The following is a 15,071-nucleotide window of genomic DNA, read 5'->3' as shown; positions in this document are numbered from 1 at the left end:
CTTTGGAAATTGGATACCAGCACGGCATCCTCTTTTCGGGTATACGTTTTTTGTATCCAAGACAGCAAACATTGCATTGCAAAGCTTACGGTTTCACTGCGCTGGTCCTCCATGACCGTTGTAGGAGCAAGCAACCTTGCGGTTTCCTGAATCGGAACCTGCCACCGTTTTACCGCGTGGTATTTTGAAGTGAATTCAGGGAGTTTGCGGAACAAAAGGAGAACCTTTTTTAGGAGTATGGCCCCCCTTTTTTAGCTACACTCTTTTCGAGCGAAGCTTTCACGGCCTTAGCTTTCTCATAAATCTGAATTCCTGGCAAATCAAGTGGGGGATTTCCGTCCTCCAGCAGAAGCGAGCGAGTTGCGGCTAAGTAATCCCGAGTGACTTCACTTTCTATTGAATCGTCGTCTTCCACTTGCTTCTCAATCTCCCGCAGACCCCGTAAGCTTTTTTTGAGCCCGGTTTTGAGTTTACGATCCAGGTCAACGACAGGTTTGGCAATATCTTTGAGATAGTGGTATTGGCAGTATTGGTAAGGTGTATCCGGCCAGGTTTCTCCCATCGCGAGTCGAATAGATTGTTGACCATCGCTGACCAGGCCAATGACAGGAAATCCAAGGTCTTTGACAGGTTTTAAAAGAGCCATTAATTCGGTTTTTGAACCACTTTTCAAATTCTTTGCCGCTAGAATCCGCCCGCTAAACCCTTCGCGCACGACATACAACGTTTCATTTCCTTTCTCGGGCTGGACACCGTCCATGGAGAGAAGGAGTCCGTTATATTCCTTGACGACATCCACTAATTGTTCTTTGACATCTGCGGTTAGGGAGGCACGAAGCAAGGTCAGATACCATTCGTACAGACGCATCGCATGACGTTCTGAGGTGGGAATTCCTCGCTCCGTTAGGGCTTCTGAGATTTCAGTCACAGTCATATGTTGCTTAAATCGCATCTCGCCGACAAGAGCCAGTACATCGTAGGCATACGAGGTGTGTTTGAGACACAAGGCGTCTGCCTGAACCGAACGAAAATACCGTTTGGGTTTACCACAGGCCAAATCTGGACAATGGTACGCCATATTCCAGACTTCAATAATGCCTTCGAGGGTCGCAACTATTTTATTCGAAGCGTTGTGATGTCGCTTGAGTTTGGTCCCACAATCTGGGCAATGAGTGACCTCCGGGCGAAAATACATTTTTCGTTCGGGAACAATTCGATTTTCAGGTAAGCCTCTCTTTTGTGGTTTCATGATGAATCCTCCAAGTTAGGTCTTACCTTTTATTACCCGATTTCAGAATAGTTAGAGAAATAATCAAGCGTAGTTTTTTTTGCAAATTCAGTTGACAGGAAGTTCCATATCGACTATCCTTATATTACGAGGACTTAAATTTAGATGAGATAATCACGGAGGTGTCATGATGAAAAAGAAACAGATTAGTGCAGCTATTGACATGCTTACCTGGATGAAAAAAGCAGAGATGGAAAATAGAAATGAAAGTGTACGTAAAGAAATTTTTGTAGGGAAAATCGGAGAAATTTTTCAAGATAATCCTATAGCAAAAATGAAAGTTAATAATATTTATATGGGGGCAGAGGGGCAGATACGCACTGAAAAGTCTTCCAGAAGTAACAGTGTCATAGGATTTCAGGATACCGATCTAGGAAATGTAACAATCGAGTGGAAGCGAGATACAACTATAACAGGTGCATTTGATGTAGCACATTTAGAAATCCGTCGTTATATTTCCGGAAAATGGAATATTTTTGGATACGATGATAAACATATAGGAATTATTACAGATGGGTTACGGTGGAAAGCATATCAAGCCACTTGTACTGAAATTAAGGATAGATACAATGCAGATGAAGTTACATTATTAATAATCGAAGAAGTTGATGCATCAAATGATTTGGAAAACTCTGCAGCGTATCTTGTTGATTTTTTAGAAAAATATTTAATTACTGATAATGTACTTCAAATTACACCAGGGGTCTTAAATATTAACTTTGGTGAGGGCAGTGTACAGTTTAATCAGAATGTGAGTAAGATTCAGCAAATTGTTGTAAAGGCATATGATAGTGATTCTATAGTGCAAAACGCAATAAACTTATGGACATTCTTCCAACAGTATAATTACCAGTCTCCACCTGAACGTGTAATGAAATCATATAGCCAGCATTTGTATTTAGTAATCCTTTGTCGTGTGATTGTGGCTCGAAGCTTAAGGCTGGATTCAGGTAAAGTAATTGATGATTCGTTAATTAAAGAAATTATTACTGGGGACATAGTGAAAAATTCACTAAGAGTAAGTAATTACGTTGAGTCTGATTACTATTCATGGATGTTAAGCTTGTTATATATAGATGAATTTGTGGCAATTGCAAAGGAAATATATTTCTATATTAAAGAATATGATTTCAATCACGTAGACAAGATCAACCTCTTCCATTTGATCTTCGAAGAAATCATTCCTGCAGATGCACGCAAAGAGAATGGGCAAACAAGCACACCGGATAGTTTAAGTACGAATATATTTAAGCGTATTCGTCCATTATTAAGAAGTGATTCCAAAATTTTAGAACCAGCTGTTGGGACAGGAGTTATATTTGGAGAAGCAATTCGGCAATTACAAATCTTGCTAGAAACGCAAAATGTACCAAAAGTACAACAAATAAAAACCATTCAGCAAAACATTGTAGGGTTTGATGTTGACCCAATCGCAGTTATTTTATCAAAGGGGATTTGGCTAATGACAAACAATGAGCTACTTTCAGAAGCTATGGATGTCATTACAATTCCTATATATCATACGGATTCTTTAATTGAAAAGGCAATCGATCAAGAGATAATCGAAGTAAAATTAGATGATGAATTTGGTTTTATTACTATTCCTCAACTAATTGCTAAGAGTCATAGTGCGTTGGCGAAGTTATATAAGAAATGTGACCAGTTGGCTTTATCAGCTCTTACGAACAATAATTTGGATACTATTTTGAGAAGAATCGATATTCATAATATTCTGGATGAAGATATTAAAGGTATAGATGAATTTCTGTTAAGGACGCTTCAAGAGGCAACAAATATTTTAATTAGGTATTTCTTTAAAAAACGATCCCAAGTGAATGATGGGATTTGGCAGTTTATGTTGCTGAATACAAGTGTTCCAAAAGGGCTGCGTAATGAATTTGATTTCATCGTATCAAACCCACCTTGGTTGGCAATGTCGAGTTTACCAAATGTAAAATATGGAGGTAAATTAGAGCTGATGGCGAAGAGGTACAAAATAAAACCAACAGGTGAAACAGCTCATCATACAGAGATTGCAACAATTTTTATGCTTATCTGTATTGATAACTATTTAAAGATGGATGGAACGGCAGCATTTATTCTACCAGGAACAATTATGAATGGGGACCAACATTACGGTTTCCGCAAGGCTGCCTTTAGTGAGATTGTACCCATTCAATTTGATGAACTATGGGAAATCCCTAACGGTCTTTCTAAGTTTAAAGTGAAATCTTGTGTTTTATTCTGCACAAAAATATTAAGTGATAATAAAGGGTTTAGTTATCGGGAGTTACAATCACTAGATGAACATGAGAATGTGCAACTTGCCCAGCTCTATCTGGTAGAGCTAAATAAGAAAAATGCGTATAGTACAAATTCAACGATCGCTTCAGCAATAACTAGCCCATACCTTGATAAGTTTAGACAGGGAGCCGATTTGATGCCTCGAACAGCTGTATTCGTAGAGACATTGAATAAAAATGCAGGTATCAATGTAACGATATCCACATCCAAGTATGCGGTAAATAATAAGAATAACAAGAAGCTGAAAGGTAGGGTCTTCAAAGGGATTATTAATCAGAGATTCCTTCATCGAACAGTAATTTCAGAAATGTTATTGCCATTCTTTATCCTATCTGATGATTTAACTGTAGCATTACCAGTTGAGATTAGTGAAGAGATTGAATTGTTAAATACCGAGGATTTATTGCTGGCAGGTGAGAATTATTCTGCAGAGTGGTTTGCTCAGTTTGATGATCTCCCGGAATTTAGAAATAACAGCTTTCGAAAGGGTATTGATGTGCGCGGAAAGCTTTCACAACAAATGTTTTATAAGAATGAAGTGTTAGTGCATATGGGTGCAGGTGGTAGTCAGCCATGTGCTGCCATCCAATTAAATGACAAGACAAATCCGGCTAAGTTTATTGCCGATCAAACAACGTATGTTGCTCCGTTTGATAATCTTGATGAGGCCCGTTATGTCGTAGCTTTTATTAATTCTGATTATATTAATGCGGCAATAAAGGATTTTCAAGCAGAAGGTGGCTTTACCGAGCGACATGTTCATAAACTGCCTTTGATGTTTATTCCTAAGTATAAGCAAACAGAATTACAGCTGGCTATTGTTAAGCAAGTAGAGGAAATTGAACAAAAAATTCTAATGAATATTACTGCGGATGAGCTGAATATTGAAAACAAGCTAACATCACGGAGATCAAAAGTGCGTAAAATGATTATACCTGAGCTAGTAACACTTAATCATTTAATATCAGAGTTCTTCCATGTGGAGGGGAGCTCCAAGCCCTTGTACAATTAAAGATGTTGATTGAGATATTATAATTATTGAAGCAAAGATCTTTACATCATCTCTCGTAAATTTAATAGCAAATACCTCTATTCTTCATTTTGAATAGAGGTATTTGCAGTATCTTCATTTTAATAGAAGTAATGGTGAGAAGAGCAGAGAAAAAAGATAACAACCTCTGTATTTGAAACACTGCGGGCCTCTAGTCTTTTTGCCTACTTTCTTACATAATCCGGCCTGTTTCTTGTAATTTTTTTCGTTGTCCTATACAGAGATAATGAAAATGCAAAATGACAACGTGATGGAGGTACTTACTCCGAATTGAAGCTCATCATTTTGTAAATAAAATGCGAACAGGTAAAGGAGGATGACAATGGATACCATTCCAAACGAAGAAAACCAGATTGCCGACATGCTTCCAATTTACGAAAGCGCAAGATTCGAAGCCCCTGCAACACAAAAAGGGCAACGCGGATCAAAAAAGGAATCTCCTGTGCTGCTTACCGTTGTCAACACAAAGAGAAACGGCATGCGGATTGCCATTTCTCCAATTGTGATGGCACAATTAGGATCGCCAGAGACAATTCAGATCGCGATTGGTGAGGATGGAATAGCCTTAGCAGCATACCTACCCGATAACCAAACCAGATTTGAAGTAAAAAAGATGGGCAACAAAGCCGTCATCTATTGCGCACCGTTGGTAAGAGAAGTGACGGAGATTTTTGACCTGGACTTCAGCGGAAGAACCAGTATCTCGTTCAGCGAAATTTCCTACATGCAGACGGTGGAAGGCCAACGGATAGCCTTCTTCCAAATTAGTGAACGTTCACTGCAGGTATCGGTCACCAAAACCTTCACTTCTCAGGAAGCGTTGCTGGACAAAGTTACTATCTGAGGATATTTCGCCTTCCTAACTGCTTTCACGGTCAGCCTCTACCTGTTTATGGGTAGAGGTTTCTTTTCGCAAAGCAAACAATCACAGACAAATATTAATATATTGAACGCCATTAAATAGGAGGAGATTGACATGGAAGGGGACTTTTACACAAATGAAAGCAGGAGGAAGAAACTGTTGGAATTTCTAGACAGAACCTTTAATTACGACGGAACAACGTACCTTTTGGCAGTTTCAGCAAGGATAAGCACAGAGGTTGGAACAGTCTTGAATTCGCACTGGAAACTAAGAGTCGCTCTGACCTACAGGGAAAATGACAACACGATTAACCCATACTGGGACGGGACCGAATTGGAAATCGCATGGGCCGAAGACAGCATTCAGTTGCTCAGCGAATCGGCCCTGACAGATGAGACACCCATCATTGAAGGAAGCCCGAACGCATTAGCTTTAGAATGGATAGCAGAGATTGCTCCGCCGTTGTGGGTATCGAACGAGGCCAAAGAAGCAGTGGCCGCTGAAGCAGGGATTATGGAAACGAGAGACGATGAACATACGAAAAACCTATACGCCGAAGACCGGTTCACCGAGTATTTTGGGAAGTAGTTTACCAGTTGCTTGATGGAGGCATTTCTTGAAGGATTTCTTAAGAAGTAAACAATCGAAAGGAGCATATCATGATTACATTAAGCGAAAAAGAAAAGCGTGCCGTGGCCGCTATCGTTCAGGAGCGAATCGACGAACATTTGGGACGTTTTCCTTACGCCCGATACCCGGTAGAACCGCTATTGGAGTGGCACAAAATTTTCTGCGATCCGGCCTCTGTTCAGCCTGAGACGATCAAAAAGGCCCTTGGCTGGCACTTCGGAGGTTGGCAACGCCAAAGCCTGCCCTCAGCCATTTCGCGCACGATTGCTGTCATTCTCAAAGCCTGGCCGGAGTTCTTGCCGGTTGCGTCATCAGAGCCACAGGAGGTGTTTCGGTTCTGGCAGGGACAACTTCCAGATTGGAGCACTGGCTTTTCAGCAGCAGCGTTTCTGCTCCACCTTCAACATTCTAATGATTTTGAACTTGTGGATCGGCACCGGATGGAAGCCATGCGGGAACTTCTTCAGGAAACCAGTCATTCTGAGAATGAAGCAAGCAGGAGTCTAGAGTTTACTGATTTGGAGGATTACACATCCTTTTTCCGATCCATCATTCCCAAGTTACCTTATAAGGAAGATTCACGGGTCAAACTCGACCGTTTCTTGAAGGCCTACGGTAACAGGCACGCTTACAAGCAGGTATCACCGGACTTTCGGACCATAGAACCCACCATTCGCACTTTTACGTGGGATGGGCTTACTTCTGAGCGCTTTAGGATGGAGCAGATCGTTGGGCGCGCCAACTGCGACGTACTGTTCGCCTGCTTGCTTCTTTCTTTGGAAGCAGGAAAAGATCCCACATTTAAGTTCACTGTGGGTGAAATTGCCGATTACATTCCTCTTGGTACGGCAGGTATTTGCAATTCGGCAAGTTACCACTACGCCATGATCGCTTTGTTTGGAGAACAGCGGGGGCGAGACTACTTTAAATTAGATAATCCCCTCCTGCGCCCGCTTTTTACCGAACAGGCCAATCAATCTACCAGGGATATGAAATTATATCTCAAACATGCTGAAGAATCCCTAAGCATCAATTCAAAGTACCTAATAAAAGTTTAACACCTACAATAAAGAGAACTGGATCCCTAGAACTCAGACGGACAGAACAACGTTCTCAATTTACGTAGTTTCCTTCCAGTCCAAAGCAGCCTTCAACACCGTCAACGCTTTGGCGTGCTCATAAACAGGTCGTTTAACTATCAATTCAATCATTTCTCCTAATGCATCTTCTCGATCGGCAGGGTCCACTATGCGAAATAATTGCTCTAATGACAGGGACAAGCCTTCGGCAATCTTTTTCAGGGTAAAGACAGAAATGCTCTTTTCCCCACGTTCAATCTGCCCAATATAATTCGAGTTCAGCTCCGCCAGTTCTCCTAATTTCTCCTGGGATAGCCCCTGTTCTACACGAAGCACTCTGATCTTCTCTCCTACTTTTTTCGCAAACGCCTCTGCCTCTTTTTGGTCGCTCTTCGCCTTATGTACCATGAGCATCACCTCATGATAAGCGTAAGAGAGAGTTACCCCAAGGAACCAACTACCAAAGATACGAGTTTGGTGTTATAATCGTATTGTTTGGTGCTATTTTGTCTGGTATATTGTATTTCTCGATACTAATTCTCCAACAATTGTTGAACAAGGAGATTTTACATGAAAAGAAACTTAATTGCTTTTGTCATCTTAATTGCGACACTCCTTATTTCTGGTTGCTCCTCAAAGAATGTCACTGAATCGGCTGCTCAGATAACTGCAAAACCTCAAACGGCAGCAACTCATGGACCAACACCCATAAATGATACCACTACCGTAGCTGATCCTCCTGCAGGGCACTTGTGGAAAACGGAATATAAGGGACTACTCATTAAGATTAACAGCGCAGAATTAAAAATGAATGTATTCGATCAGGAATTCTTGGTGTTTGATCTCACGCTGCAAAACGGCACTGACAGTCAACTGGAAGTCTCTGGCCGATCCTTTGCACTGCTCACAGTCAACAAAGAACTGCTGGAGAGCGATCCCACTGCAGAAACCGTGGAGAAAGGTGACATCCAAACCTCAACGGTTTTGCCTGGCGGAAAGCGTACCCTTCGCGTAGGCTTTGTCGTCCGACCTGAGGACGTAAGCGAGCTTAAGTTTTTCGTTGGGCAAAACGATGTGTACCGAATCACTTCATTTGACGGAGGGTTATCTTCCACATCTGCGACAGATTCTTCTGTAGCTCCGGTGGGAGAACCGCCAACCACTGACAGCAGCTCTTCATTTATTGAAGGCGGAAATGCCAAGTCCGACGATTTTATTTTCGAGGACAACTACACCGGATACCTGAACGCCTTGATCGAAGCTATCAACACCGGAGATTTCTCCTTGGTGGAGATCCATTTGCTGTACGACAGCAACCTCTACACCCAACAGCAAAAGCTTGTTCAAACACTCAGCGAGAAGGGTACGCGTGAGGAACTAGAAGAATATGAGATTCTATCGACATCCTACGATGAGGGGAATGGCACGCTCACGATGAAGGTAAGGGAGCAGATCAAGGTCTTTTTAGCAGATGGTACTGAGAAAACGACTGACAACGTATGGACGTACACCGCCTTTCAGGTCGATCAGGGAGTCTTTCAATTCAGTTCTTTAGCGAAGGCTGAATAATATTTTGGAGTCCATTCTGCTTGTGGTTATAACCACCCTTATACTAAAGGAGCAATCAAATTCATGAAAAAAATCAAGTCATTGTTTATCGCCTCGATCACTGCTCTAACTCTTCTCAGCGGTACCGCCTCTGCAGCTTCAGTCAAGCTCAGCGTCAACGGAACGGCAGTCACAAGCCCATCCTTCATTCAACAAGGCATCACTTTCTTCGGGCTGCGAGAGCTGCTCAACGCCCTGGGTGTCGGCCAAATCAAGTGGGATGCCAAGGCGCAGACCATCACAGCAGTCAAGGGAAATACCACGGTAAACGTGACTATCGGCAAAAAGCAGGTTTACAAGAACGGGATGCTGTACAAAGAGTTGGAGGTACCTGCTCGGTCCATTCAAAACAAAGTGTATCTTCCAGCTCGGGCGGTGGCCGAAGCCTTTGGGTACAGCGTAAGCTTCAAAAATAACACTGTGGTCCTTACAAGCGGCAATGCCTCAATAACTTCCGCCTCCACCGACGGGATCGCCACGCTGTCGCTGGCTCTCGATCAGTACGCGGGTGGAATTAAGCTCAATGCAAATACTAAACAGACGCTCTCCAATAATCAGTCTGCATTCTTCGGTTCGGCTGCTAACCCTCTATCACTCGATAAGATAGCCAAGTCCATACCGGTTAACGAAATTGCCCGGGATTGGAATAAGTACAGCTCTACAATTGTCAATTTTACGTTCTTGGAGATCGACAGCATCCGTCAAATCAAATTGAGCAACGGCAAAACGGTAACTGGAGTCGTCGCCCACGCAGGCGGAAAGTACCGAGAAATGACGGAGAGTTGGGAGGATAGCGTGTACTTCCAAATTTTCTACTTTGGAACGGCTGCTCTCAAGGCTGGTGATAGCATTACTGTGAATGGCATTCCAGTAGGTAGCGGAAGCGTGGACACGATGGATACCTTAGGACGCAAACAAACGGAACCAATGACTCTCCTAGTTGCCGGAAATTTACTCAGTTCGTCCCAGGAATATGACATCCGCTCTACTCGTTCTCAGGGTGGTTCGGTCGTGATCCCTGAACTGCAGGCAGAAGCGCAGAAAAAAATGGACAGTCTGCAGTTGACCCTCAGTGCCGATGGACTGAAAATCTTCGATCCTTACTTGACCGGCATGGAGATAAAGAGCGTGCAAATTCAGGATTACACGTTTACGCCAACTGCCAAAACCATTATTTCTAACAATGGATACGAGGGATTGATGATTCCCCTTTCTTCATTTTTAGATGCGGGTTCAGAGTTCCAACCAACTTCCGGGTCTTTCTTCATTCGGGTGGTGACTGACAGAGGCGAAACAACAAAGTTTATTGTTTTTAAAAATGATTAAATCTCATCCAAACCTATTTAGAAAAAGCATCGTCTTCTAGGAGACGGTGCTTTTTGTTATATCCCACATTGTTTTTTTCTTTGATTTTCTTGTCTCGTTCAATATAATAGGTAAGCATTGAATCTTAAATGGTTGGTGAGAAATTTGTCAAATATTAAGAAACCATATAATCGCCCTGCCCATTACAGCAAGGACAAGAATAAGAAAAAGAATAAGAATAAGAAAAAGAATAAGAATAAGAAAAAAAAGAAACCGTCTTTTTTTACGATTGCGGGATTGACTCAGGACATAACCGGAGTTAAAAAAGGAACCGATGCTTTTCAAGCGGCTGATCAAGAAGTTAGAAGAATAATTCAAACTATGAATAAACTCTTAGGTATAACAAATGCAAATACTAAGATTGACTCTTTTCAAAAAATAGCTTTTATTACTGTCATTAAAGCCTTTTACCATAACGGAAAGTATAGACATTTGTATGAAAAGATAAGAAAAGAAATCCAGCTAACTTTAGAGGAATCCGAAGAGTTAATATTATTCTATAAACAAGCCTTAACTCTGGATAAGCCTTCTGATCAAAGTATTCAACTTATCAGTAATGTACTCTTACAAGAGAAAATCATTGACCTTCAAAATAAAGCTCATAGTCAGCTTGCCGAAGATATTTTTTCTACAGAGCAAATGATGAGCTTAGAATTTCAATTGGTAATGATCCGTGACTACCAGATGATATTAGAATCAGCTTTAAGCGAGTGGCGTGAACAAATTAGTCGATTGATGACTCATCAAGCTATCTTTGGCGACTTAAACGAATTGATAGAGCAAGAGGGTTTCAATGTGGCTTTGTTGGGACCTAAGGCTAACATGAGTACCATTAATAAGTTAACTGAGAATGCAGTTGGACAAAGACTGATTACGGAAATGAAATCTTCAAAAGACTTTGAATAGAACCATTCATGGTTACCTAGACGGTAACCATGAATGGTTTTTTCTATGCTGCTCTCTACCACCTTAATTTTAGTCGTTTATTTTACAGAAAACGGGTTAATTTCTGTAAATATTTTGGCCCTCAGTTTCTGTGATACTTAGTGTGTAGTTTGTAGCAACCATTACTAAGTTAAGGGAGACTGATACTATTGCCACCAATCAAAAGAATTCCAAACAGTACCTCTAAAGAAGAAACCACTGCCAGTAACAAGAACAGAGAGCCTCTTCGCTCAGCACTAACTCGCCCCAATGAAGAACCGCTTCTGCTCCGCCGCCCAGGATTCGACACATTGACCGATGACCAGTACAAGGCCAAGATCATGGCTGCTTCTGTCATCAGCTCAACCGGAACCGAACGCCTGCGGCTCGAGGCGGAGTTCTTCAACACTGAAGGCGAATCTCTGGTTGAATCCTTCCTGATTCAACCGGATTGGAAGGAAGGCTCGCCCTTCCGCCAGTTGCTCGAGGTGACCGATTTGCTGCCAGGACCGAAAGAAGCACTCGACGTCATCGGCCTGGAGGGACGCGAACTGCTCCTAACCGTCAAGATCAACAGCGCCAAAAACGGCAGGTCCTTCACCAACCTTGTCCAAACGGAATTGATCCCCGACGACTTTGACGATGATTCCGAAGGTTCTAACCCGGAAGAGGCGGACGGCGAAGAACAGTACGAGTAACACGACGGACGGTTCGCTTCTGCGGGTGAACCGTCCGCATTACCACTGACAGGAGGACATGCACCTTGACTATTGAAAAGCAAGCGGACAACACTAATCCAAAATACCCATTGAAAATATTAAATGAGGCTCTACGGTTGGGCAGACTGGGTATGCCTGTTTTGCCTCTCTGCTCACACAGTCATTCTGGCATGAGCAAAAATCACCGAAAGAGCTGTAAGCGCCCTGGCAAACTAACCTTAATTTCGGACTGGAGAAATCGGGCCACTACGGATTTGGAGCAGATCAGGAATTGGTTTGCCAAACGTCCGAACTGGAACGCCGGTTTGGTACTCGGCAAACGTTCTCGTGTCATTGCTATTGATGTGGACGGGGAGTTCGGGAGAGCCAAGCTGGAGGAACTCTCTGGCGGCGACCTGCCTCCTACCTGGAGATATTCCACACCGGGCGGAGGTTATCGCTACCTCTACCTAACGCCTTACGACGCTGTCTTTAAAAAGGCATCCTTTTCCTCCGCAGACGATGAGCACGAGGCGTTGGAACTGCTGGGAGACGGCCAGTACACGGTCATTCCCGGCTCCGTTCACGCCAACGGCGGTGTCTACGAGTGGGAGGAAGGCGGCAGTCCTGACGACTTGCCGCTGGCCCCGGCACCCGAATGGATGCTTAGGGAGATGAACACTTCTTGGGCCGCAGCTGGGCTGTTTGACGACGAAGCTCAGGAAGATGAGGCAGATCCATCGCAGGAAAACGCTCAAGAAGCTTTTTCCGAAAATGTGGACCTTTCCCAACCTCTAACCGGAAAACTTGCTCCAAGCGCCTCATTCAGCTTTTCTTCCCCTTCTTTCAGCCCTGCCGGACTCATCAGTCAGGCTCCAACGCTGGAACGGCTGGCTAAGGGTTGTCCCTGTCTTCTCCAAATCACCGGAGAACAGGCGGACGGCGGATGCAGCGAGGACGCCTGGTTCAAGACCACTTCCCTGCTCACACGCTTGGGTAAGCAGGAAGAAGCCCGTTTCTTCTCGGAAGCGTCGGAAAAGCACGATGCACACAGCGAGTCCAGGCTGGAGAAGATGGAGGCGGACGCCAGGGCCGAAGCCTTCGGTCATCCGCGCTGTAGCGCTTTCGGCTGTTCAACCGATCAGGTGAAAGCCTGCTTCGGTTCCGTCCGCCTAAAGGACGGGCAGATGTCCAACTCCCCGGCTGATTGGGTGAGGTCCAAGAAGCCAAAGCCTGCCCTGCCGGAGCACATCGACAAAAGGCTGGCGGAGGGACAGTACCAGATCAAGGACGGCAAGGTGGGAGAGAGCACTTACGCCAAGAAGGGCGAAGAGACTTTCCACCCCATTGCCAACTTTGTCGCCTACGCCTCGGCGACGGTTCTTGCGGACGACGGCGCGGAGGCGCGGCAATTTTTTACGATTGAAGGCGTCTCCCTGGATACTTGGAGGCCTCTTCCGCCCCTTGAGGTCAAGATGGAGGAGTTTGAGTCCTTGAACTGGATTTTTCGCTGGGGGTTAAGCGCCAATCTGGAGCCGGAATTCGCAGCCAAGGCGAAGATGCGCCACCTCATCCAGCTCCTCAGCAAAGACGCGCTGAAGAAAACCGTGTACGCTCACCTCGGCTTCCGGCGGTTTCCTGAAGGCTGGAGATACCTGCACGGCGGGGGCTGCGTGGGAGAGGAAAATGTCGAGGTAAAGTTGGACAAGCGGCTGGAGAAGTACGTTCTCCCCGAGCCGGGCGCTTCCCTTGAGCAGCCGATCCGCGCCAGCCTGAACCTTCTGAATGTCGCCAAGCCGGAAGTCACGCTTCCGTTGCTGTCTGCCGTGTTCTTGAGTCCGCTCTGCGAAGCCCTTCGACAAGTCGGGATCGAACCGGCCTTCTTGCTGTGGCTGTACGGCGTGACTGGGACCCGGAAGTCCACACTTTCTGCGCTGTTTCTGAGCCACTTCGGCCAGTTCAGCCCCAAGGGGCCTCCGGCCAGCTTCAAGGACACGGCCAATTCCCTGGAGAAACGCGCCTTCGACTGCAAGGATTGCCTGCTCTGGATCGACGACTTCCACCCGAGCGCCAGCTCCGGTGAGGCCCGGAAGATGGAGCAGATCGCGCAGTTCCTGATTCGCAGCTACGGCGACCGGGTAGGGCGCGGACGGATGAAGACAGACGCCTCCCTTCGGGCCGACTACGCCGCCAAGGGAATCGCGCTCGTCACCGGAGAGCAGCAGATTGACGGGCACTCCAGCAGCGCACGCGTTCAGGGAGTGGAGCTTCGACCTAGCGACATTGACCTCGTCAGGCTGAGTGAGGCCCAGCGACAGAGTGACCTTTTAGCTTCGACGATGACCGGGTACGTGGCTTGGGTAGGAGAGCAGATGTCGAAACCCGGATTTGCAGAAGGACTCCGGCAAACGTTCCGGGAAAGGCGTGACCTTGCTCTGCCTGGTCAAAGCCACGGGAGGTTGGCAGAAAACGCCGCCTGGCTGTTCCTGGGCTGGGACAACCTTTTGAAGTTTGCCGCCCTTGAGGGCGTTCTGACGGAGTCGGAGCGACAATTGCGGCTGGACGAAGGCTGGACCACCTTGCTTTCTCTGTCCGAAGAACAGAGTGAGCAGGTGTTGGGCGCAAGGCCGGGCGAACAGTTTCTGTCCATTGTTGGCGAACTGCTGCAAAACGGTTCGCTCTACACTCTTCCTGCAAACGTAGCGGAGCGCAAGTCATGCGAAGATCTTGCTCCAAAGGGAAAGCATGTAGGCTGGCAGGACAACGAACGCTTCTACTTTTTGCCGAGTGTGTTGTACAACGAAGTCAGCACATTTTTGTCCAAACAGCAGGAGCAGATTCCACTCAAGATGAAGGACCTCTGGCGGCAACTCCACTTTGACGGGCTGCTGGAGCCGGAGATCACCCGGGACCATGGCAAGGAAAAGGTCAAGTTCACTCGAAGGAAAGCCATCGACGGACAACGGGTCAACACCGTCTGGATCAAGCGCAGCGCCGTTTGGGAGTCTGATCCCGAGAGTGAAGCTCGGGAGAATGTCCGAAAAGCGGCTGCCGCTCAGAAGCCGAGGCCTGTTTCCGATTGGTTTGAGACGTGAAGCCGCAACTCCCCCTCAAAGGGGGAACCTCCCCACAAACCTCCGACCCAGGGGGCTGACAGGAGGCCAACAAAGTCAACAACAATCAAAGAAAAACCCCACCACCCCCTGACTTTTCTTTAAGATTTCCCTTTGTCAACGCCGGTCTCCAGGCCCCATTTTTTCCG

11 protein-coding genes are annotated in these 15,071 nt (G+C 45.4%); 9 read left to right on the top strand and 2 right to left on the bottom strand.

Annotation, left to right across the window (positions count from 1 at the left end):
- Nucleotides 1–229: 229 nt before the first annotated feature.
- On the bottom strand, nt 230–1,249 hold the full coding sequence (locus tag BN3772_RS06985; RefSeq protein WP_086074447.1) for a transposase: 1,020 nt from the start codon (nt 1,247–1,249) through the stop codon (nt 230–232).
- A gap of 169 nt (nt 1,250–1,418) precedes the next feature.
- Here BN3772_RS06985 and BN3772_RS06980 point away from each other — a divergent pair, with 169 nt between their 5' ends.
- The 4 genes from BN3772_RS06980 (at nt 1,419) to BN3772_RS06965 (ending at nt 7,193) form a co-directional block, all read left to right on the top strand.
- A complete protein-coding gene (locus tag BN3772_RS06980) occupies nt 1,419–4,604 on the top strand; it encodes an Eco57I restriction-modification methylase domain-containing protein (RefSeq protein ID WP_042198152.1) in 3,186 nt (1,061 codons plus the stop codon).
- A gap of 361 nt (nt 4,605–4,965) precedes the next feature.
- A complete protein-coding gene (locus BN3772_RS06975; protein WP_052380405.1) occupies nt 4,966–5,487 on the top strand; it encodes a hypothetical protein in 522 nt (173 codons plus the stop codon).
- Nucleotides 5,488–5,619: 132 nt separating this feature from the next.
- On the top strand, nt 5,620–6,093 hold the full coding sequence (locus tag BN3772_RS06970) for a hypothetical protein (RefSeq protein ID WP_042198149.1): 474 nt from the start codon (nt 5,620–5,622) through the stop codon (nt 6,091–6,093).
- Between the two features lie 71 nt (nt 6,094–6,164).
- Complete coding sequence (locus BN3772_RS06965; protein WP_042198146.1) at nt 6,165–7,193, top strand: hypothetical protein; 1,029 nt, start codon at nt 6,165–6,167, stop codon at nt 7,191–7,193.
- 60 nt (nt 7,194–7,253) lie between these two features.
- Here the strand turns inward: BN3772_RS06965 and BN3772_RS06960 are convergent, their stop codons facing one another.
- A complete protein-coding gene (locus BN3772_RS06960) occupies nt 7,254–7,622 on the bottom strand; it encodes a helix-turn-helix domain-containing protein (protein WP_042198144.1) in 369 nt (122 codons plus the stop codon).
- 162 nt (nt 7,623–7,784) lie between these two features.
- Between BN3772_RS06960 and BN3772_RS06955 the strand changes: the two genes are divergently transcribed.
- The 5 genes from BN3772_RS06955 to BN3772_RS06935 all read left to right on the top strand — a co-directional run bounded on the left by BN3772_RS06955 (nt 7,785) and on the right by BN3772_RS06935 (nt 14,904).
- Nucleotides 7,785–8,783: a TcaA NTF2-like domain-containing protein gene (locus BN3772_RS06955; protein WP_042198142.1), complete on the top strand. Its 999-nt coding sequence runs from the start codon at nt 7,785–7,787 to the stop codon at nt 8,781–8,783.
- A 63-nt stretch (nt 8,784–8,846) separates the two neighbouring features.
- Complete coding sequence (locus tag BN3772_RS06950; RefSeq protein ID WP_042198139.1) at nt 8,847–10,148, top strand: copper amine oxidase N-terminal domain-containing protein; 1,302 nt, start codon at nt 8,847–8,849, stop codon at nt 10,146–10,148.
- Between the two features lie 144 nt (nt 10,149–10,292).
- Nucleotides 10,293–11,093 carry a hypothetical protein gene (locus BN3772_RS06945; RefSeq protein ID WP_042198137.1) on the top strand — a complete coding sequence of 267 codons (801 nt, stop codon included), beginning with the start codon at nt 10,293–10,295 and terminating at the stop codon, nt 11,091–11,093.
- 188 nt (nt 11,094–11,281) lie between these two features.
- Nucleotides 11,282–11,809 carry a hypothetical protein gene (locus BN3772_RS06940; protein WP_157643559.1) on the top strand — a complete coding sequence of 176 codons (528 nt, stop codon included), beginning with the start codon at nt 11,282–11,284 and terminating at the stop codon, nt 11,807–11,809.
- 65 nt (nt 11,810–11,874) lie between these two features.
- Nucleotides 11,875–14,904 (top strand): bifunctional DNA primase/polymerase, encoded by a 3,030-nt coding sequence (locus BN3772_RS06935; protein WP_042198132.1) that lies wholly within the window; start codon nt 11,875–11,877, stop codon nt 14,902–14,904.
- Nucleotides 14,905–15,071 lie beyond the last annotated feature (167 nt).

Origin of the sequence: Paenibacillus camerounensis (genome assembly GCF_000723885.1) — a bacterium.
GTDB classification, from domain to species: domain Bacteria; phylum Bacillota; class Bacilli; order Paenibacillales; family Paenibacillaceae; genus Paenibacillus_AQ; species Paenibacillus_AQ camerounensis.
Note: the sequence above shows the minus strand (reverse complement) of the source record. Positions and strands in the feature narration are given on the sequence as shown.